This window comes from Phytohabitans maris (assembly GCF_031085175.1).
In the GTDB taxonomy this organism is placed as follows: Bacteria; Actinomycetota; Actinomycetes; order Mycobacteriales; family Micromonosporaceae; genus Phytohabitans; species Phytohabitans maris.
On the sequence record NZ_JAVHUY010000028.1, the window covers coordinates 68,923 to 88,817 of the forward strand.

General features: G+C 75.2%; 16 protein-coding genes and 1 pseudogene. 5 read left to right on the forward strand and 12 right to left on the reverse strand.

Annotation, left to right across the window (positions count from 1 at the left end):
* Window positions 1-4: 4 nt before the first annotated feature.
* From RB614_RS27070 to RB614_RS27105, 8 genes and pseudogenes are all read right to left on the reverse strand, one after another.
* A complete protein-coding gene (locus RB614_RS27070) occupies window positions 5-298 on the reverse strand; it encodes a hypothetical protein (protein ID WP_308715459.1) in 294 nt (97 codons plus the stop codon).
* Window positions 299-562: 264 nt separating this feature from the next.
* Window positions 563-1,477, reverse strand: a pseudogene (locus tag RB614_RS27075) (App1 family protein phosphatidate phosphatase); the annotation flags it as partial.
* 1,175 nt (window positions 1,478-2,652) lie between these two features.
* Window positions 2,653-4,149 (reverse strand): sensor histidine kinase, encoded by a 1,497-nt coding sequence (locus tag RB614_RS27080; RefSeq protein ID WP_308715460.1) that lies wholly within the window; start codon window positions 4,147-4,149, stop codon window positions 2,653-2,655.
* Window positions 4,146-4,856 (reverse strand): response regulator transcription factor, encoded by a 711-nt coding sequence (locus RB614_RS27085; RefSeq protein WP_308715461.1) that lies wholly within the window; start codon window positions 4,854-4,856, stop codon window positions 4,146-4,148. Before RB614_RS27085 ends, RB614_RS27080 begins: the two co-directional genes overlap by 4 nt.
* 116 nt (window positions 4,857-4,972) lie before the next feature.
* A complete protein-coding gene (locus tag RB614_RS27090) occupies window positions 4,973-5,743 on the reverse strand; it encodes an ABC transporter permease (protein ID WP_308715462.1) in 771 nt (256 codons plus the stop codon).
* Window positions 5,740-6,645 carry an ATP-binding cassette domain-containing protein gene (locus RB614_RS27095; RefSeq protein ID WP_308715463.1) on the reverse strand — a complete coding sequence of 302 codons (906 nt, stop codon included), beginning with the start codon at window positions 6,643-6,645 and terminating at the stop codon, window positions 5,740-5,742. Before RB614_RS27095 ends, RB614_RS27090 begins: the two co-directional genes overlap by 4 nt.
* A 369-nt stretch (window positions 6,646-7,014) precedes the next feature.
* Window positions 7,015-7,575: a GNAT family N-acetyltransferase gene (locus RB614_RS27100; protein WP_308715464.1), complete on the reverse strand. Its 561-nt coding sequence runs from the start codon at window positions 7,573-7,575 to the stop codon at window positions 7,015-7,017.
* 63 nt (window positions 7,576-7,638) lie between these two features.
* The gene (locus tag RB614_RS27105) at window positions 7,639-8,463 is read right to left on the reverse strand and encodes a cyclase family protein (RefSeq protein ID WP_308715465.1); all 825 of its coding nucleotides are present in this window, start codon (window positions 8,461-8,463) and stop codon (window positions 7,639-7,641) included.
* A 65-nt stretch (window positions 8,464-8,528) separates the two neighbouring features.
* Here RB614_RS27105 and RB614_RS27110 point away from each other — a divergent pair, with 65 nt between their 5' ends.
* Complete coding sequence (locus tag RB614_RS27110) at window positions 8,529-9,593, forward strand: winged helix DNA-binding domain-containing protein (protein WP_308715466.1); 1,065 nt, start codon at window positions 8,529-8,531, stop codon at window positions 9,591-9,593.
* Between the two features lie 308 nt (window positions 9,594-9,901).
* On the opposite strand, the gene RB614_RS27115 is transcribed toward RB614_RS27110, so the two are convergent.
* Window positions 9,902-10,270: a tetratricopeptide repeat protein gene (locus tag RB614_RS27115; protein WP_308715467.1), complete on the reverse strand. Its 369-nt coding sequence runs from the start codon at window positions 10,268-10,270 to the stop codon at window positions 9,902-9,904.
* Window positions 10,271-10,420: 150 nt separating this feature from the next.
* Here RB614_RS27115 and RB614_RS27120 point away from each other — a divergent pair, with 150 nt between their 5' ends.
* Genes RB614_RS27120 through RB614_RS27135 form a run of 4 tightly spaced genes read left to right on the forward strand, consistent with a single transcriptional unit; the run spans window position 10,421 to window position 16,327 of the window.
* Window positions 10,421-13,294, forward strand: coding sequence for a hypothetical protein (locus tag RB614_RS27120; RefSeq protein WP_308715468.1), 2,874 nt, complete (start codon window positions 10,421-10,423; stop codon window positions 13,292-13,294).
* Window positions 13,295-13,297: 3 nt separating this feature from the next.
* Entirely contained in the window at window positions 13,298-14,827 is a 1,530-nt protein-coding gene (locus RB614_RS27125; RefSeq protein ID WP_308715469.1) for a hypothetical protein, read from the forward strand.
* A complete protein-coding gene (locus RB614_RS27130) occupies window positions 14,824-15,663 on the forward strand; it encodes an FkbM family methyltransferase (RefSeq protein ID WP_308715470.1) in 840 nt (279 codons plus the stop codon). The genes RB614_RS27125 and RB614_RS27130 overlap by 4 nt, the downstream gene beginning before the upstream one ends.
* Window positions 15,664-15,673: 10 nt before the next feature.
* On the forward strand, window positions 15,674-16,327 hold the full coding sequence (locus RB614_RS27135; RefSeq protein WP_308715471.1) for a class I SAM-dependent methyltransferase: 654 nt from the start codon (window positions 15,674-15,676) through the stop codon (window positions 16,325-16,327).
* On the opposite strand, the gene RB614_RS27140 is transcribed toward RB614_RS27135, so the two are convergent.
* Genes RB614_RS27140 through RB614_RS27150 form a run of 3 tightly spaced genes read right to left on the reverse strand, consistent with a single transcriptional unit; the run spans window position 16,217 to window position 19,811 of the window.
* Window positions 16,217-17,356 carry a glycosyltransferase gene (locus RB614_RS27140; RefSeq protein ID WP_308715472.1) on the reverse strand — a complete coding sequence of 380 codons (1,140 nt, stop codon included), beginning with the start codon at window positions 17,354-17,356 and terminating at the stop codon, window positions 16,217-16,219. The two genes, RB614_RS27135 and RB614_RS27140, sit on opposite strands and share 111 nt — an antisense overlap.
* The gene (locus RB614_RS27145) at window positions 17,353-18,633 is read right to left on the reverse strand and encodes a lipopolysaccharide biosynthesis protein (protein ID WP_308715473.1); all 1,281 of its coding nucleotides are present in this window, start codon (window positions 18,631-18,633) and stop codon (window positions 17,353-17,355) included. Before RB614_RS27145 ends, RB614_RS27140 begins: the two co-directional genes overlap by 4 nt.
* Entirely contained in the window at window positions 18,630-19,811 is a 1,182-nt protein-coding gene (locus RB614_RS27150; protein WP_308715474.1) for a glycosyltransferase, read from the reverse strand. The genes RB614_RS27145 and RB614_RS27150 overlap by 4 nt, the downstream gene beginning before the upstream one ends.
* Window positions 19,812-19,895: the final 84 nt, after the last annotated feature.

Sequence of the window (19,895 nt, forward strand, 5' to 3'; positions counted from 1 at the left end):
GCTGTCAGTCCCTTTCGGACCAGCCCGCGCCGAGCTCGCGCGCGTGGTGCGCGACGACCGGCTCCCAGGTGGTGCCGGCCGGCAGCCGGTACCAGCGGGTGTCCCGCGGGCCGTCGTAGCGGACCGACAGACGCGGGCCCAGGTCGGCCACGGCGGGCTGGGCGGAGGTGAGGATGAGGCCCTCGCCGAGGCCGTCGACCGCCCCGGCGGGCGGCGGCGGGTCGCCCTGTCCACAGGCGCCCATCCACAGCAGGGTCGCCGGCAACAACGCGGAGACGCGGATCGAAGTGGCGATCATCGCTGGGGATCGTAGCCGCTGCACGCCACCGCCGCGGTCCGCTGCCGGGCCCGCCCGCTCATCGGCGTCGACCTGGGCGGCTTCCTCGGCCGGCCCGGCCCGGCGCTGCCCTCGCTCGGCTCGGCCCAGCGCGACGCGGCGCCGCCAGGCACCGCCAGGCTCGGCGCGGCTCGGCTCGGCATCGCCAGGCTCGGCGCGGCCCAGCCCGGCGCGGCCAGGCGCGGACCGCCCCGACCCTGCCGGGCGCGGAACTTGACGCCGGCCTCAGGAAGGGTCGAGCGCGCCGGACTCGGAGAGCAGTTTCCACAGGCCGGCGCCGTCCGGGGCGGAGAACCACCGCTTGCCCGCCTGGTCGGAGGCGGTGAGCTGGTTGCCGGCCGGTGACGGGAGGCCGCCGGCGAGGACGGCCTGGGTGGGGGAGAGCGCCCGGATCGCCACCGCGGCCACGTGGTCCGGGTGGGTCTGCGCGAACGTGCGGTAGATCTCCGGGTCGTGCTGCCCGTCGTCGCCGATCAGCAGCCACCGGATCCACGGCAGCTCCTGCGCCATCCGGTTGAGCGCCGCCAGCTTGTGCGCGCGGCCGCTGCGGAAGAACCGGTCGCGCTGCGGGCCCCAGTCGGTGAGCAGGAGCGGGCCCGGCGGGTACAGGTGACGGGAGAGGAAGCGGGTGAGGGCGGGCGCCACGTTCCACGCGCCGGTGGACAGGTAGAAGACCGGGGCGCCGGGGTGCGCGGTGGTGAGCCGCTCGTACAGCACGGCCATCCCGGGCACGGCGGCGCGGGCGTGCTCGTCCAGCACGAACGTGTTCCACGCGGCGAGCAGCGGCCGGGGCAGCGCGGTGACCATCACGGTGTCGTCGACGTCGGAGACCACGCCGAAGTTGACGGTGGGGTCAAGTACGCGTACCGGCGCCTCGACGGGCTCGCCGCCGCCGCTGCTGATGAGCACGGTGCGCCAGCCCGGTTCGAGGTCGGCCTTGACGACGGTGTCGATGAAGCCGCCGCGGTCTGCGACCGTCTCGTGCCGCCGCCCGGCCACCTCGACCGTGACCGGCGCGTCCTTGGCCGCCACCGTGGTGAAGCTGCGCCAGCCGCGCACCTTGCCCGCCTTGCGCGGCCGGTCCCGCTCGGACCGACCGCCGCGCTCAGCCTGGCCGGAGCCGGCCCGGCCGTAGCCAGGCTCGCGGCCACCGCCCTGCTCGACGTGCCCCGACCCGGCGCGGCCGTCCTGCTCGTCGTGGCCAGGCCCCGGCCCGCCGGCGTGGCGGGTCCTGGGGTGGTCGGGGTCGCCGGGCCCAGAGAGGTCGGCGTCGCCGGGCCCGGAGTGGTCCGGGTCGCGGGGCCTGGAGTGCTCGACGTGGCGAGGCCCAGAGTGGTCGGGGTCGCCGGGCCTGGAGTGGGCAGCGTGGCCGGGTCCGGAGTGCTCGTCGTGGTCAGGCCCAGAGAGAGCGGCGTCGCGGGGCCTGGAGTGCTCGACGTCGCCGGTCCCGGGGTGGTCGGCGTGGCCGGGCCTCGGGCGGTCGTGGTGGGCGCGGCGAGATTCGGGGCGGCTGACCATCACCCGGCCCATCACCCGCACCCAGCCTGGGGCGCCGTATCCGGTGTACGGCACGACGGTCGCCGACCAACCTCGCTTGCGCAGCCAGCCTTCGAGGACGTCGTGCACCGCGTCCTCGATCCGCGCCGCGCGGTGCACCTCCGTCACCCCGTCAGCGTCGCACACGATCATGGCCCGTGCAGCGGAGCCCGGCGGGCACGGGCCCCGGCCCGAGCCCCGTTGATCAGGGACCTCGTGGCGCGACACGCCGCACGACACGCCCACCAACTCCCTGATCAACCCCATGGGGGAAGGGCGGCCGTGCGCGGGAGTCAACCCCCGCGGGGCGAGGCCAATCCCTGGGGCGCGGAAGGCGCGGAGGACAAGCCCGGGGAGGGCGGGAGGCGCGGAAGTCACCCCCGGGGGAGGGCGCGGCACGCGGAGGTCAACCCCCCCGCGGGGCGAGGTCAACCCCGCCCGTGGGCGCGGGAGGCGCGGAGGTCCCCCGCCCGGGGCCGGGTCAGCCCCGGGAGGCGAGGTCAACCCCCCGGGAGGGCGCGGCGCGCGAGGAGGTCAACCCCGGGGAGGGCGCGGGAAGCGCGGAGGTCAATCCCGGGGAGGGCGCGGGAAGCGCGGAAGTCACCCCCGGGAGGGCACGGCGCGCGGAGGTCAACCCGCGCGGGGCGAGGTCAACCCCGCCCGTGGGCGCGGGAGGCGCGGAGGTCCCCGCGGCCGGGGGCCGGGGTCAGCCCCGGGAGGCGAGGTCAACCCCCCGGGAGGGCGCGGCGCGCGAGGAGGTCAACCGCTGCGGGGCGAGGTCAACTCCCCGGGGGCGCGGGTGTGCGGGGGAGGACCGGGAGGGCTACGCGGAAGGTGGTGCCGCCGCCGGGGGTGGGGGTGGCGGTGACCGTGCCGGTGTGGGCGGCTACCAGGGACGCGACGATCGCCAGGCCCAGGCCGGCGCCGGCGCCGGCCGCCCGGGTGCGGGACTCGCCGGCGCGGTAGAAGCGCTCGAACACCCGGTCGGCCTCCTCCGGCGCCAAGCCTGGCCCGCGGTCCGCGACCTCCAGGATCGCCGCGCCGCCCTCGACGCCGACGCCGATGCGGACCGGGGTGCCGGCGGGGGTGTGCGCGACCGCGTTGCCGACCAGGTTGGCGACCACCTGGCGCAGCCGCGCCTCGTCGCCGTCGACCGGTGCCGGGGCCGCCGGGCCCTGCCCGCCCGGGCCGGTCACCGTCACCGTGCGGGTGGGGTCGAGCGCGGTGAGGTCGCGGCGGGCGTCGGCGGCGAGGGTACGCAGGTCCATCGGGGCCCGGTGCAGCGGCAGGCCGGCGTCGCCCTCGTCGAGGCGGGCCAGCAGCAGCAGGTCTTCGGTCAGCTGGGCCAGCCGCTTCGACTCGCTCTCGATCCGGGCCATCGTGCGGGCCACCTCGGCTTCGCCCGTGACACCGCCCATCCGGTACAGCTCGGTGAAGCCCTTGATGCCGGACAGCGGCGTGCGCAGCTCGTGGCTCACGTCCGCCACGAACCGCCGCATCCGCGCCTCCGACGCCTCCCGGGCCGCGAACGCGGTCTCGACCTGGCCGAGCATGCCGTTCAGGGCCGCCGAGAGCCGCCCGATCTCGGTGCCGGACGCGGCCTCGTCCGGTACCCGCTGGGAGAGGTCGCCGCCCGCGATGGCCGCCGCGGTCTGCTCGATCCGGCGCAGCGGCCGCAGGCCGGCGCGGATCGCGAACCAACCGGCCACCGCGAGCACCGCGACCAGCCCCACCCCGGTGAGCAGGCAGACGGCGCGGAGCCGGGCGACCGTGCCATCCACAGTGGACGTGGAGGCGGCCACGGCCACGCTGGCGCCGGTCGGTGGCGGCTCGCCCAGCAACGGTGCCGCCGAGCGGGGGAGCGCCACCACCCGCCAGCCCGCCCCACCGTCCACATCGGCCACTCCGAACGGGCGCCCGTCCCGCGCGGCCACGCCGGCCGCGTCCAGGCGGGGCAGGGCCGGTCCACCGGATCCGGCGCTGTGCATAACGCGTTCAACTCCGCCGTCCGGGCGCAGATACACGATCTCGATCTCGCCGATGAGGTCGAGGCGGGCGCCGAGCTCGGCCGGCAGCACGGTGGGGTCGAAGCCGGGGATGGCGCCCGGCGACACCCCGCCCAGGATGGCGGTGAGCTGCGTGAGCTGGGAGTCGACCCGCTTGACCAGGTGGCCGCGCAGCACCTCCGCGACCACCACGCCGCTGATCGTGAACCCGACCGCCAGCAGCGCCACGCAGATCAGCAGCAGCCGCGCCCGCAGCGACAGCCGCCTCACGAGCGGGGCCTGCGCAGCACGTAGCCGACGCCGTGCACGGTGTGGATGAGCTTCGGCTCGGTCGTGTCCACCTTGCGGCGCAGGTAGCTGATGTACGTGTCGACGATGCTCGGGTCGCCGCCGAAGTCGTATCGCCAGACCTCGTCCAGGATGCGGGCCTTGGGTACGACCTGTCCCGCGTTCGCCATCAGGTAGTGGAGCAGGCGGAACTCGGTGGGTGAGAGCCGCACGGGCCGCCCGCCCCGGGTCACCTGGCGGCCCTCCGGGTCTAGGGTGAGGTCGCCGACGGTCAGGTCGCCGCCGGCGCCGGTGGTGCGGCGCAGGATCGCGCGGATGCGGGCGATCAGCTCCGCCAGGTCGAACGGCTTCGTGACGTAGTCGTCGCCGCCCAGCGTCAGCCCGTTGATCTTGTCTTCGGGTGCGTCGCGGGCGGTGAGGAAGAGGACCGGCACCGGCCGCCCCCGCTCGCGGAGCCGGCGCACCACGTCGAAGCCCTCCATGTCGGGCAGCATGATGTCCAGCAGCACGAGGTCGGGGGCCTGGTCGGCGGCCGCCTCGAGCGCCTCGGCGCCGGTGGCGGCGGACGCGACCGTGAAGCCGGCGAAGCGGAGCGTCGCCGAGAGCAGCTCGCGCAGGGTGGGTTCGTCGTCCACCACCAGCAGCCGCGCCGCGCCGTCCATCCGTTCCCCGCTCTCTAGGGCCCGCATCAAGTTCCTTGCCGGGCTGCGCCGGAGGCCAGACGACGCCGTGCGGCGTCGGGCACCGGTATGCGACATTGCCGCCTGGACTCCGGCTCGCACCGACAGACTCTTTGATACAGGCCCTACGCGTCCCGCGCCCGCAGCACCACGAACGCCGCCACGAGCGTGGCCGCCACCGCGGCGCCGAGCACGCCGTAGCCCGCCCACGGTGCGAGCAGGTCCGGATCCGACTTTACGGTCATCAGCCGCGAACCGGCGGTCGCCGGCCACCACTTGACCAGCGCCTCGCCCCACCCGCCGGGCAGCCCCTGGCCGAACGCGGGTACCAGCAGCGTGGTCGCGACCAGCACGGTGATCCCGCCGGCGGTGGAGCGGACGAGCGTGCCGACCGCGACGCCGAGCAGCCCGATCGTGGCCAGGAACAGCCCGGCGCCGGCCGCCGCCCGCGCCGCGTGCGGGTCGCCGAGCGTGGTGTGCGGTGCGCCCGCCGCGGCGAGCGTGGCCTGCCCCACCAGGAAGGCCCCGAAGCCCACGACCAGGCCGGCGACGAGCGCGACCGCCGCGAACACCGCGGCCTTCGCGGCGAGCAGCCGGGCCCGCCGGGGTACCGCCGTGAGGCTGGTGCGGATCATGCCGGTGGCGTACTCGCCGGTGACGACGAGCACGCCGAGTACGCCGATCGCCAGCTGGGCCGCGAGGTAGCTCTGCGTGCTGATCTGGGCGGGGTCGAAGGCGTCCCGCTCGGCCGGGCCCAGCTCCGGGTACCCGGCACCGGCGCCGGAGCTGATGAGGGCGGCGAGCCCGACCGCGAGGACGGCGAGGGCCAGCAGCGTCAACGCGGTGGAGCGGAGCGAACGCAGCTTCGTCCACTCGGAGAGCAGGATCCCGGTCACCGTTCCACTCCGAACTCGACTGATTCACGGGTCAGCGCCATGAACGCCTCCTCCAGCGACTGGCCGCGAGGGGTGAGCTCGACCAGCGGTACGCCGTCGAGCGCGGCGAGCCGGCCGATCTCCGCACTGTCCAAACCGGACACGGTGAGCGCGTCGGCCCGGTCCCGCCGCACCTCGGCGCCGGCGGCGCGGAGACGGTCGCCGAACGTGGCCGCCTGCGCCGTGCGGACCAGCACCGACCGGTCGGCGCCGCCGCGCATGAACGCCTCCAGGCCGGTGTCCGCGATCAGCCGGCCGCGGCCGATCACCACGAGGTGGTCGGCGGTGAGCGCCATCTCGCTCATCAGGTGGCTGGAGACCAGCACGGTGCGCCCTTCGGCGGCCAGGTCCCGCATGAGGTTGCGGATCCAGAGGATGCCGTCCGGGTCCAGCCCGTTCACCGGCTCGTCGAAGAGCAGGACCGCCGGGTCGCCGAGCAGCGCGGCGGCGATGCCGAGGCGCTGGCTCATGCCCAGCGAGAAGCGTCCGGCCCGCCGCCGGGCCACCGCCTCCAGGCCGACCAGCCCGAGCACCTCGTCGATCCGGCGCCTGTCGATGCGGTTGCTCTGCGCGAGGCAGAGCAGGTGGTGGTACGCGGTGCGGCCGCCGTGCACCGCCCGGGCGTCCAGCAGCGCGCCGACCTCGCGCATGGGTACCGGCAGGTCGGCGTAGCGCCGGCCGTTCACGGTCACGCCGCCCGCCGTCGGCGCGTCCAGGCCGAGGATCATGCGCATCGTGGTGGTCTTGCCGGCGCCGTTGGGGCCGAGGAAGCCGGTCACCCGGCCGGGCGTGATGGTGCAGGTGACGCCGTCGACCGCCAACTGGCCGCCGAACCGCTTGGTCAACCCTCTCAGCTCGATCATGCGGCGATGGTGGCGCGCGGAGATGGCCCGTTCCGCAGAGGTCCTGGGAGCTTTCTGAGAGCGGCCGCGGGTTACGCCCGCGCACGGCCCGAAACCCACAGGAACCTTTCAGCGCGATTCCCCGGTCCGCGCCGGCGGCGGACCCTTCGCGGGTGCTTTCCCGCGGGCACCGCTGCGGTCGGCGGCTCGCTGGCGCTCGCCGAAACCCCCGACCTGCGCTGCCGGGTCCGCGCGACCAGCCCGGGGTGCCTCGACCAACCGCGGCGGGTGAGGCCGCGGGATCGCACCCCAAGAAAACGCTCCGCTGCGCTCCACGTTTCCCCGGGGGCCCCGCGCAACGGTCCGGACCACCGCGGACGTCGCGGTAGCTCAAAGGCTCTGGAGCCAGTCCTCGCGGAGCATGGCGTAGACGAGCTCGTCGCGCCAGGCGTTCTTGACCAGCGCGCTCTGCCGGAAGTGGGCCTCGCGGCGCATGCCGAGCCGCTCCAGGAGGGCGGCCGAGGGGGTGTTGGCGGCGGAGCAGCGGCCGACGATCCGGTGCAGGCGCAGCCCTTCGAAGCCGAGCCGGAGCACCTCGCGGGCCGCCTCGGTGGCGAAGCCGGCGCCCTGGTGGCGCGGGTCCAGCACGTACCCGATCTCGCCCTGCCGGTGCCGGTCGCTCAGCCACACCAGCTCGACCTGGCCGACCAGCACGCCGCGCTCCCGGTCGACGACCGCGAGGCTGAGGCAGTCGCCCTCGGCGGCCAGGCGGTCCTCTTTGACCATCCGTTCCAGGGCGACCTTGACCCGCACCAGGTCGCGGGGATCCCAGAGCATGTGCTCGGCCACCTCGGGCAGCCGCTGGTATCCCCACACCGGGTCCAGGTCGCCCATCGTGAACGGGCGGAGCGTCAACCGTCGTGTGTGGATCGGGTAGCTCGGTCGGAACACTTCGATGATCTTACGGCCGGCCGCGGGCCCGCGCTGACCGTGGCCCGCCGGTCCGGCGCGCGGTCACCAGGTGGCCAGGACGCGGGCCTGGCCGCCGGAGCCCCGCTGGTACGGGATGAGCCCCACGAAGAGCGTCGACCCGGTGCGGGGGAGGCGGTCGAGGCCGGCGAGGTTCTCCACGCCGTAGCGGTCGGCGCCGGTCAGGATCAGGTGGGTGTCGAATGTGGACGATACGCCGGGGTCGATGCTGAGCGTGTCTACGCCGAGGCTGCGGATGCGGCGGTGGCGCAGCAGCCACTCGGTCGCCTCCGGGCTGAAGCCGGGGAAGTGCAGCGTGCCGGCCGCGTCGGTGCCCCGGTACGCGTCCGGGTCGCCGACCTTGGCGCCCCAGCCGGAGTACATGAGCACGGCCGCGTCCCGCGGGATGCGCCCGTACCGGCGCTCGAACCGCTTGACGTCGTCGACCGTGACGGTCGTGTCCGGGTCGTGGGCCGCGCGGGCCGCGATGTCGATCACCACGGCGGGTGTGACCAGCTCGGCCGCGGCGAGCTCGGGGGAGAGGCGGCCGCCGGGCGTGAAGTGCCCGGGCGCGTCGACGTGCGTGCCGTAGTGCTCGAGGATCCGCCACTGCTGCATGTAGTAGCCGTTCTCCTCGATCGTCACGTACGTGCGGCGGCTCGCCTCCTCGCCGGGCGCGAAGGCCGGGAACGTGGTGGTCAGCGGATACGTGAGGTCGAGCGGCCCGCCCCGGTGGCCCACCCTGGGCGAGGCCTGCGCGGCCTCGGGTACCGCGACGGCCGCCGCGATCGCCGCCGCGCCCGCCAGCGCCGCCCGCCGGCCGAACGCGCCGCCCCGGCCGGCCCGCTTCAGACACTCCTCAGTGCACATTCGCAGCTCCTCTCTGCCAGTTGTCACTTAACGCCTTGTCGGACCCGGGCGCTACGGTGACCGGCATGGTCGTGCTCGGTCGCCGCGCTCTCAACCGGGCGCTCCTGGCCCGCCAGCTGCTGCTCCGGCGGCACGAGCTGACCGCCTTCGAGGCGGTGGAGCGGCTGGTCGGGCTCCAGGCGCAGGAGCCGCAGGAGCCCTACGTGGGGCTGTGGAGCCGGCTGGCGGCGTTCGATCCGCTGGAGCTGTCGACGCTGATCGAGGAGCGCACCGCCGTCCGCACGCTGGTGATGCGCCGCACCCTGCACGTGGTCACCGCCCGCGACGCGCTCACCCTGCGCCCCGTGCACCAGCCGATGCTGCGGGCGCGGATGTGGGCGACCCTGCGCCGCGCCCTTCCCGGCGTCGACCTGGCCGAGCTGGCCGAGGCCGGCCGCCCGCTCTTCGAGAGCGAGCCGCGGATGCTCACCGCGGCCGCCCGCGAGATCGCCGACCGCTGGCCCGGGGTGGCCGCCCGCGACCTCGGCGACGCGCTGAGCTGCCTGGTCCCGCTGGTCCAGGTGCCACCCCGCGGCCTCTGGGGCCAGCGCGGCGCCGCACTGCACGTCACCGTCGACCGGTGGTTGGGACAATCCCTGGTACGAGACACACCCGAGGCGGTCGACGGGCTGGTGCTCCGCTATCTCGCCGCGTACGGGCCGGCCGCCAGCGCCGACATCCGCGCCTGGTCCGGCCTGAGCGGGCTGCGCGAGTCGGTCGGCCGGCTGCGCCCGCGGCTGCGGGTCTTCCGTGACGAGCGCGGGCGCGAGCTGCTCGACGTGCCGGAGGGCGAGCTGCCCGACCCGGAGACGCCGGCGCCGGTGCGCTTCCTGCCGGCGTTCGACAACGCGGTGCTCGGCTTCGACGACCGCAGCCGGATCATCGACCAGGAGCACCGCGGGCTGAGCGTGCGGGGCGCCCGGTTCGTGCTGGTGGACGGGCGGGTCGGCGCGACGTGGACGCTGGCCGGGGGCGTGCTGCGGGTCGAGCCGCTGCGCCCGCTGACCCGGCCGGAGCGCGACGAGGTCGCGGCCGAGGCGGAGTCCCTGCTCGCCCTGCACGGCGGCGACAGCTTCAACCTACCTTCCTAGGACGCCGTAGGGGTTGTGTCGCGCCTCCCACCTGCTGCGCGGCGTCGGTCGTGTGCCGCTCGCGCGTGCGGCGGCGGCGCTGGGCGTGCACGGAACGGTTCTTCGCGACGGACAGCGACCCCACCTTCCCGCGTCGAGCAAGGAAGGGCGCACGGCCTGACGGCGAAGTACACCGTCATACGGTGAGTGGCGTTGGGTTCGGACCACCGCGGATGCCGCGTCCAGTGCGGTGGCCACCAACGTTCACCGGGTGATCGACGGCTGGTCACCCGAGGCCGGCGAAGCCGGCAAGGCTATTGGCAATCGCGCTAGCGGCGGGTGCGGCCTACGGTGGCGGCGACGCGGTCGGCGGCGGTGCCGTACTCGGGGACCTGGGCCATCGCGGCGGCCAGGCGCAGGTGCGGGAGGGCCTCGGTGGGGCGGTTGAGGCGTTCCAGCGTGCGGCCGAGCAGGTGGTGGCTGTAGTGGTCGGTGGGGTCCCGCTCGATGAGGACGCGTAGCTCGGCCTGGGCGCGGTTGAGCTGGGCGGACGCGTAGTAGGCCAGCGCCAGCCGGAGGCGGGCCTCGGCGTTGGCCGGCTCGGCGGTCACGATCGGCGCGAGCAGGCGGGCGGCGTCGCCCGGGAGGCCCATCTCCATGAACAGCAGGGCCTGCCGGTACTCCTCAAGCATGTTCACGAGGTGGGGCAACGCCCGGCCGGTCCGCTGCTATTCCGGCGGGCGACAGGGACCGTACCCTTACGCGCAAACGCCGACAATTACCCCTTCGGGTGAATGCAGCGAAAAAGTCCTAATTATTCGCGTATGGCCGGCTGTAATGGCGCGGGGGTGTACGTGGGAACAGGGCTGGTTGTGTGGGGCGGCGTCCGGCGGGCCGGGGTGTGGGCCGGTGTCCTGGCGGTGGTGACCGCGGGCACGGCCGCGTTTGCGGGCACCCCGCGCGCCCGCGTCGCCGAGCCCGGCCCGGACACGGCGGTCGTCAGCGTATACGCCGGCGGCGACCGGAAGACCGCCAGCACGATCGCGGCCCTGCCCGGCGTCACGTTCGGACTGTTCGCCACCGAGCCGGCCGGCTACGACCCGCTCGACGGCTTCGCCACCGGCACCCCGCTGCACACCTGCGTCTCGGACGCGGACGGCGACTGCGTGTTCACCGTCCCGGTCGGCGCCGGGGGCGTGGCCGAGGGGAGCCGGCTCTGGGTGGCGCCGACCGCCGGGCCGGCCGGCTGGTACGCCAACCCGGTCTGGCAGACCGCGCCGGCGGACGGTACGGCCGGACGGATGCCGACCCGGCACGCCTTCCAGACCCCGCCGCTGTACCCCGGCCGCGGTTACGCCTCCGGCAGCGGCGGCTTCCTCGGCGACCCGGGCAGCGAGACCGACCCGCCCTCGGGCGTCCCGCGGTACACCACGCGGACCGCGTCCGGCGGGACCTGGCCGCTGTCCAGAGTGGACCCGGATCTGCCGGCCCGGTGCGGGCTGCGGGTGGCGCTGGTGGTCGACCTGTCCAGCTCGGTGGCGGGCTTCGTCGACGGGGTGCGGGGCGCGGCGGACGCGTTCGTGGACGCGCTGCGCGGTACGCCGTCCCGGGCGGCGCTGTTCACCTTCTCCACCGACAGCCCGGCCGTCGACGCCGGCCCGAACAGCGGCCTGATGCCGGTGGCCTCCACAGTGGACGCGCGCGCGTTCAGGGCGCGCTACGCCGGCTGGACGGACGCCACCGCCGGCGGCCTCACCAACTGGGACCGGGCGCTCGGCGCGGTCGCCGCGGCGAACGAGAACCCCGACCCCGCCGAGCGCTTCGACCTGGCCGTCCTGCTCACCGACGGCAACCCGACCGCGCACGGGCCGCAGGACGCCGGGTACCCGCCGCCGGCCGGCCACACCCGCTTCCGCGAGATCGGCGCGGCGGTCGCCTCGGCCAACCGGCTCAAGTCCCAGGGCACCCGGATCGTCGCGGTGGGGGTGGGTGCCGGCCTGGACGAGGGCGCCGACCGCAACCTGCGCGCCATCTCCGGCCGCACCGGGTACGACGGCGGCGGCATCCAGCGGGCTGACCACCTCCGGCTGGAGAGCTACGCGGCGGCCGGCGAGGCCCTGCGCGACCTGGTGCTGTCGGCCTGTGCCCGCTCGGTGTCGGTGGTCAAGCGGGTGGTGCCGCCCGGCGGGACGGTCGCCGACGCATATCCGCCGGCCGAGGCCTGGGGCTTCACCGCCACCACGACGGCGGGTGCCACGGACGCCACGACGGACGCCCGGACCGGAGCGCTCACCTTCGCCGCCGCTTCCGCCACCGGGATGGACGTCACCGAGGAGCCGGGGACCGGCGAGGGGTACACGCCGTTCCGGGTCGGCGGGGCGAACGCGGTCTGCGTCGACAAGAGCGCGGGCGGCGCGCCGGTACCGGTGCGGAACCTCGGCGCGACCGGGTTCCACGTCGAGGTGGGCGCCCGGGGCGCGGTCAGCTGCGCCGTCCACAGCCGGGCGCCGGGCCTCGACCGCGCCTCCGTGTCGGTCGGCGCGCGGTGGCGGGTGACGACCGCGGCCGGCACCCGGACGTACGCCGACGGCGAGCAGCCGCACGACCTGCAGGCCCGGCTGAGCCTGAGCGGTCCGGGCGGCAGCGCCGCGAGCGGGCAGCCGTGGTCGGTGCGCCGGGACGGGTACGCCGCCGGCGAGCGGGTCACCCTCGGCGAGGCGCCGCTCGTCGGGCTGCCCGGCTGCGCGCTGACCGGTGCCACGATCGCGGGGACCGGGGCGCCGCCGGGCGACCTGAGCGCCGGCGTGCGGCTGGCCGCGGGCGCCAACGAGTACACCGTCGTCAACGACGTGGAGTGCCACAGCAACCTGACGCTGACCAAGCGGGTGATCGGCGGCGCCGCCGACCCGTCGGCGTGGATCCTGGAGGCGGTCCCGCCCGACGGCGCCCGGGCCGGCCCGGAGGGGACCAGCGGGGTGAGCGCCGAGGTGACCGACAGCGTCCCGTACCAGCTCGCCGAGCGGCCGGCCAGCGACGACCCGGCCCTGCTCGACTACCGGCAGGACGACTTCCGGCCGGACCCCGCCGCCCACCCCGCCTCCACCGGATCGATGGCCTGCGAGGTCGTCGGGCCGGTGCGGCCGGAGGGCGGGTACGTGGCCGGCGTCGACGGCAGCGTGGTGGTGCCGATGGGCTTCGACGTCGAGTGCGTGGCCACCGACCAGACCGCCCCGCTGACCCTCGTCAAGCGGGTCCTGGGCGGCGCGGCGCGGGCAGCGGACTTCACGTTGACGCTCAACCCGGTGGCGCCCGACCCGCCCGGCGTCCGGTCGCGGACCGTGGCGGGGACCGCCGAGCCCGGCGTCACCGTCGACCTGCGGCCCGGCCAGCGGTACGAGATCGGCGAGGAGAGCGTCCACGGCTACACCCTGACCGGCCTGAGCTGCGGCCTCGGCGGGACCAGCGCCGCCGAGCCAGTGGTCACCATCCCGCAGGGGGCCGGCGCCACCTGTACCGCCGTGAGCACGTACGACCCGCGGCCGGCACCCGCCCCGGCACCGGCCCCGCCGGGACGGAACCCGGCGGGTGGCCCCGGCGGCTTCACCCTGACGAGCGGGCCGCGGCTCGCCGCGCTGGTCGCCGGCGGGCTCCTGCTCCTGCTCGGCGGCCTCCAACTCGCCGCGGTCGTCCGGTGGCGGGACCGGCGGACGGAGACGAGCTGACCGATGAGCGAGACCGTGACCCGATCCGAACCGCTGGTCCGGGTTCCCAGCTGGCTCCGGCGCCCGTCCAGCGGCGGACCGCACCCGATCACCGCCAACCTCCCGGTGGCCGCCGCGTGGTACGCCGTCGGGGTCGTGGGCCTGCTGCTCGGCATCGGCGACCCGGCCCAGGCCCACGAACGGCCGATCCTCGTGCTGTCCTGCGCCTCGCTCCTGTTTGGACTCTGGGTCTTCTGGCGGCACGGCGGCACCCGGCTGACCGGGATCGGCATCTACAACTACGCGTTCGCGCTCTTCGTCGGCTTCGCCGGGCTGCACCTGCTGTACTTCGTGGACTACGCGGCGGAGGGTTCGCTGATGCGGGCGCTCGCCTGGTGCTACTTCGGCCACGTCACGACCTGGCTCCTCTTCTGGTCCGGCAGGTCCGAGCGGCCCGGCACGTCGGAGCGGCCGGCCAGGGCCGAGCGGCCCGGCACGTCCGAGGGGCCGGCCGGGACCGAGCAGCCGCACGGGACCGAACGGCGGGGCCGCGCCGCACGCCCCTCGGTGGACCCCGTGCCCGCGGTGCCGTGGGGGGTGACCTGGATCGGGCTGGCGCTCGTCGTCGGCGCGGCGCTGGCGTCGCTGAAGCTCGACGGGTCGGCGCGCCACCTCGGCCAGGCCGCCGGCTTCGTCGGCGCCGTCCTCGCCGCGACCGGCCTGCTGCGCGACCTCCGCCGGCCGCCGCTGATCGGCTGCCTGGTCGCTGCGGGCGGGTTTCTGGTCGCGTTCGCCACGAGCAACAGCTTCGCCCGGCTCACCCTCGGCTCGCTCGGGCTCGCGCTGACGTTCGTGGTGGCGCAGCGGCTGCGTACCCCGCTCGTGAAGCTCGCCGTGGTCCTCGGTTCGGCGCCGATGCTGTTCACGTTCGGCGTCATGCGCAAGGAGGCGGTGCGGGAGGCCGTGCCCGGCGTCTACGTGGCGTCGTCGACCGGGCTGGAGTCGGTGGCGAGCCCGCTGCGCGACTTCGGCGTCCTGCTCGACTACTACCACGCCGGGCTCATCGAGCCCCACTGGGGCTACACGTTCTGGGTGGCCGTGGTGTCGCTGGTGCCGCGCAGCCTCTGGCCCGGCAAGCCGGACGGGTTCGGCGCCGAGCTGACCAAGCTGCTCAACCCCGGGCTCGCCCAGAGTGGACACTCCGACGCGGCGCTCTTCCAGGGCGAGTGGCTGTTCAACTTCGGGATCGCCGGCCTGATCCTGATGATCCCCGTGGTGGGGCTCGCGGTACGCGCCGTCGACAGCTTCCTGGAGTGGTCGACGCGGCGGCCGCTGGCCAGCCGGCATGCCCTGCTCGCCTGCACCACGGCGATCATCGTGGCCGCCGGCCTGCCCGACCTGATGTGGGTCGGGACGTTCACGTTCGCGGTGCGGGCCGGTATGCGGCTGCTGGTGCTGTTCGCCGTCTGGTTCCTGATCTTCGACCGGAAGGCGCCGGCGGTCGCCTTCGGCCGGCGGGCGCCCGCGACCGTCTTCGACAGGAGGGGCCCGTGACCGGGACGCGTACCACGGCCGCCGGGGTCGCCCGGCAGGTGCTCAGCTATGTGTGGACCCACCCGGCCAACCGGGGGCGGCGGCTGCGCGGCATCGCCCGCGCCACCCGCTTCCAGATCCGCGGCCGGATGGGGCTGCGCACCATGGCCACGGTCGGCAGCGGCGGCCGCATGTGGGCCGAGCTGCACTGCGCGGCGGCGTCCAAAGTGGTCTACGCCAACCCGCCGGACTGGAACGAGATGCAGGCCTGGCGCCGCCTGCTCCGCCCGGGAGACCTCTTCGTCGACGTGGGCAGCAACGTCGGGGCGTACGCGCTCTGGGCCGGGGACGCCGGCGCGCAGGTGATCGCCGTGGAGCCGGCACCGGATGCGGCGCGCCGGCTGCGCGAGAACGTCGCGCTCAACGGCTACCCGATCGGGGTACTCCAATGTGGACTGGCGGACCGGCCCGGGCGGATGACCCTGAGCCGGGGTGAGGACACCACCAACCACCTGCTGTTCGACCCGGACGCGGCCGGCGACACCATCGAGGTCGACACGCTGGACGAGGTGCTCGGCGGCCGGGCCGTCGCCGGCGTGAAGATCGACGTGGAGGGCGCGGAGCGGCTCGTGCTCGAAGGGGCCCGGCGGGCGCTCGCCGAGGGGCGTATCGGCGCGCTGCAGATCGAGTGGAACGCCCGCAGCGTCGGCATGCTCGGCGAGGACCGGTCGCCGATCGTCGCGCTCCTCGACGGGTACGGCTACCGGTTCGCCCGGCCGGACGCCGCCGGGGTGCTGCACGACACCGACGTGACGCCGACGAGCCCCCGCGACATATTTGCCGTCCTGGACCGTTGATGGGATTCGAATGCGCAGCTTTCGCCACTGGACACCCCGGTACGTCGTCGACCGCACCCGCGACCTGCTCTACACCCGGCGCAACCCGCAGGCGCCGTGGCTGACCCCGCAGGCCACGCAGATCCTCACCACCATGCTGCGCCCCGGCGACCGGGGGATGGAGTTCGGCTCGGGGCGCAGCACGCTCTGGCTGGCCGCCCGGACCACCCATCTGACCAGTGTGGACGATGACGCGCGCTGGTACGGGAAGGTCGCCGACGAGCTCCGCGCCCGCCGGGTGGGCAACGTCGACCACGTCTTCGCGGCCCGCGACGTGGCGGCCGAGCGGGGAGAGCGCAGCGAGTACGCCCGTACCGTGCTCCGCTTCGCCGACGCCAGCCTGGACTTCGTACTGGTGGACGGCGCCTACCGGGACGCCTGCGCGCTGCTCTCGCTTGCCAAGCTCCGCCCGGGCGGGCTGCTGATCGTGGACAACGTCGGCCGGTTCCTGCCGTCCGCGTCCCGCTCCCCGGAGGCCCGCGCCTGCCCGCGCGGCCCGGCGACGCCGCTGTGGTCAGTGGTGGCCGAGCGGATCGCGCCGTGGCGGCACATCTGGACCACCAACGGGGTCTGGGACTCGGCGATCTACGTCAAGCCGTACGCCGCCGCCGGTGAGCGCGGCTAGCCGATCGGCCATCATGCGGGCGGTGTCGACGCAGGCCAGGCGCGGGGCCCGGCGCCGCCCGAGCCGCACCTCGGCGAGCATCTGGCCGGCCAGCGCGTCCGGGTCGCCGACCGAGCAGCGCCGGCCGGTCGCCTCGGTGCACAGGTCGTCGGCGGCGGCCATCTCCACCGAGGCGATCACCCGGGTGCCGACGCCGAGCGTCTCGTTGACGACCCAGCCCCACGGCTCGCGGTGCGACGGCGCGACGAAGACGTCGGCGGCGGCGTAGGCGGCACCGAGCCGCTCCTGCGGGACGGCGCCGAGGTAGTGGGCGTCGCGGTGGCGGTCGACGTAGTCGCGGACCTCGGGCTCGAGGGAGCCTCGGCCGGCGAGGACGAGCGCGGTCGCGTCCCGAGGCGTCCGCTCGCGCACGATGTCGTACGCCCGCAGCAGCTCGCCGACGCCCTTGATCGGCTCCAGGCGGCCGACGAAGGCGAACACGAACCGGTCGGCGACGCCGAGGTCGGCGCGGAGCTTCTCGGCGCCCTCCTCGCCGCCGGGCAGCTGGTGCAGGGCGTACGGGATCGGGTGGTGCCGGCGCAGCCCGACCATCCGCCAGTACGCGGCGTTGGCGCTGCCGCCGGCCCAGATCTCCGGCTGGCCGAGCAGCGCCCGCAGGTAGGCCCGCTTGACCGCCCGCCGCAGCACGGTCCGGCGCTGCTCGTCGCGGACGTTGGCGGCACCGCGTACGACGAGCGGGCGGCGGCGCAGCCGGGCCACCAGAGCCGCGGCGGCCCGGGCCCGGCCGCGGTAGCCGTACACGCAGACCGCGCGCAGCGCCGGCGAGAGCAGGTCGGCCGCGAGGGTCCGCCAGGCCGGGCCGCCGTCGAGCACCACGTACCGGTGGGTCGCCGGGATCGCGCCCCAGCCGTGCGAGGTGTCCGCGGCGTACAGGTAGTAGACGCGCATCTCGTCGGCGAGCAGCTCGTGCAGCCGGTTGAGGACCGGCGTGTGGTACGGGCTCGGGCATTCGACGATGAAGACGATCATGCGGTGGGTTCCTTCTGTTCGGGGGGCAGGACACGGTGCAGCGCCCGGCGCAGCAGCAGGAACGCGGTTGCCGCCGCGGTGCTGGAGGCGACCGCCGCGCCGGGCGCCCCGAAGGTCGGCAGCAGCGCGGCGAGCAGCACGACCATCACGGCGGCGGCGACCGCCTGCGCCCGGGCCACCAGGAACGGCTTGCCGTGCCCGCGCAGCAGGTCGGCGCAGACCTGCTGGCAGGCGAGGAAGACGCCGCCGGGGGCGAGCAGCACGACCAGCAGGACGGAGTCGCGGAAGCCGGGGCCGAAGAGCGCGGGTACCAGCCACGGGGCCAGCAGCACCAGCGGCGCCATGATCAGGATGCCGATGCCGGCGCTGGCGGTCACCGCCCGGCGCTGGAGGCGTACCTGGCCGGGCTGGCCGCCGCGCTGGGCCGCGATGCGCGGGAACGCGACGTAGCCGAGCCCCGCCGCGACCGGTACGGCGAGCGTGGTCACCGAGGCCGCGACCGAGTAGTGGCCGAGCACGGCCGGGTCGACGGTGGCGGCCATGGCGAGCTGGTCCAGGCGGGCGACCACCACGACCGGGATGGTGGCGGCGAGCTGGCCGGCGCCGTACCGGGCCAGCGGGCGCAGCAGCGCGTAGTCCGGGCGGCCGGCGGTGAGGCGGTCCCGGGCGCAGCAGAGCCAGGCCAGCAGGGTCTGCGCGAGGGTGGTGGCCCCGAACAGCAGCACCGCGTTGACCAGGGTCAGCCGGCCGGCCGCGTGCAGGACGGCGATGCCGGCCAGGTAGGCGAGCGGCTGGCAGATCCGGATGACGTTCCAGCGCCCGATGCGGGCCGCCTGCAACGCGCCCAGGTACGCCGTGCCGACGAACGCGGCCAGGCAGGTGGCGAACATCAACCGGTAGCCCCAGACCGAGCCGCCGGCGCCGGAGGCGAACAGCGGCGCGGCGAGCGCCCCGAGGACGAGGGTGGCCGCGCCGGAGGCGAGCAGCAGGTTGCGGGAGACCGCGAGGTACCGCGGCGCCCGGTCCCGTTCGCGGGCGACGAAGAAGGTGGTGGCCGCGGACTGGCCGAGCCCGCCGACCACCACCAGCACGACGAAGACCACCATGATCGCGGCGTACTCGCCCCGGGCCGCCGGCCCCAGCGAGCGGGCGATGAGGATCCCCGCGACGCCGGCGGCGGCGGTGGAGGCGACGTTGAAGCCGGAGGTGACCAGCCCGAGCCGGACCGCGCGGGCGGCCGGTCCGGGCGCGTGCCCGGGCCGCGTCGCGGTGGTCATGCCGGGTTCGTCCCGCCCGGGACCGTCCAGGTCGCCTCCCGGACCCGGTCCAGCAGGTTCTCGTTGCTCAGCTCGTCGCGCCACAGCCGGTACGTCTCGCCGGCCCGCTGCCGCGCGGCGAACCGCTCCTCGGGGCTCGTCCCGGCCAGCCGTTCGAGCTCCTTGGCGAGGTCGGCGGCGGTGGGGGTGTCCAGGACGAGCCCGCCGCCCCCGGCGAGGACCGGGTTCCACGGCGTCTCGCCGGAGCAGAGCACCGGGCAGGAGGCGGAGAGGCTCTCGGCGATGACGTAGCCGAAGTTCTCGCCGAGGGTGGGGAAGACGAACGCGTCGTACCGGGCGAAGGTCTCGCGCACCGCGTCCGGCGCGACCTCGCCGCGGTAGGCGACCGCGACGTTGCCCGGGAGGCGGCGGATGAGCACCTGGCAGCGGGCCCAGTAGTCGGCGTCCTCGCAGGGGCCGTAGATGTCGAACCGGACCCGCGCCGATACCCGGGCGAGCGCGTCCAGTACCAGGTCGAGGTTCTTCTTCGGGGAGATCCGGCCGATGAAGACGAGGCTGACCGGGCCGGCGTCGGCCCGCCGCGGCGGGAGCGGCTCGCGGGGCAGCGGCACCTGGTACGGGTTGACCACGACGTCGGCCCAGGGGCAGACCGCGCGGATCTCGTCCGCCTCCCGGTCGCTGACCGCGTGCCAGGTCACCCTCATGCCCCGCAGCAGCGGTCCCCACAACGCCAGGAACAGGCGCTTCTTGCGGTTCTTGAGCGCGAGGGCGCCGGGCGACAGCTCGCCGTGCGGGGACAGCAGCACCTTGCGGGCGCGGATGAGCCCCAGCCGGGCGGCGACGATCGGCAGGACCGAGAAGCGCGGCTCCCAGAGGCTGTTGGCGTAGAGCAGGTCGAACTGGGTGCGGCGCAGCCGGGACCAGAGCCGCAGCCACTGCCGCGGGCTGGCGATCGGGAGGTAGAAGACCCGGGCGCCGCGCCGCGCGACCCAGCGCCCGGAGAGCCCGGGGTAGGCGGCCCGCGCGCCAAGGTCGCGGTCGCGGGTCACCATCAGCAGGTCGACCCGGTCCGAGACGGTGTCGACGGTCTGCACGACCGCCCGGACCATGCCGCCGCCGCGGAAGCCGGGTTCGAAGACTCCGCAGGTCATCAGGACCTTGAAAGGGTTGTACGGCACGTCGCATCTCCAAAGATTCCCTTATGGACTATAGGCGGCGAAGACGGTATTGAACGGCTTATAGGTAAAAAGTCCGACCCGCAA

Coding starts and splice junctions, on each gene's coding strand:
- RB614_RS27145 (WP_308715473.1), bottom strand. CDS start 18,633: ATGACCACCGCGACGCGGCCCGGGCACGCGCCCGGACCGGCCGCCCGC.
- RB614_RS27095 (WP_308715463.1), bottom strand. CDS start 6,645: ATGATCGAGCTGAGAGGGTTGACCAAGCGGTTCGGCGGCCAGTTGGCG.
- RB614_RS27140 (WP_308715472.1), bottom strand. CDS start 17,356: ATGATCGTCTTCATCGTCGAATGCCCGAGCCCGTACCACACGCCGGTC.
- RB614_RS27135 (WP_308715471.1), top strand. CDS start 15,674: ATGCGCAGCTTTCGCCACTGGACACCCCGGTACGTCGTCGACCGCACC.
- RB614_RS27125 (WP_308715469.1), top strand. CDS start 13,298: ATGAGCGAGACCGTGACCCGATCCGAACCGCTGGTCCGGGTTCCCAGC.
- RB614_RS27085 (WP_308715461.1), bottom strand. CDS start 4,856: ATGCGGGCCCTAGAGAGCGGGGAACGGATGGACGGCGCGGCGCGGCTG.
- RB614_RS27070 (WP_308715459.1), bottom strand. CDS start 298: ATGATCGCCACTTCGATCCGCGTCTCCGCGTTGTTGCCGGCGACCCTG.
- RB614_RS27110 (WP_308715466.1), top strand. CDS start 8,529: ATGGTCGTGCTCGGTCGCCGCGCTCTCAACCGGGCGCTCCTGGCCCGC.
- RB614_RS27105 (WP_308715465.1), bottom strand. CDS start 8,463: ATGTGCACTGAGGAGTGTCTGAAGCGGGCCGGCCGGGGCGGCGCGTTC.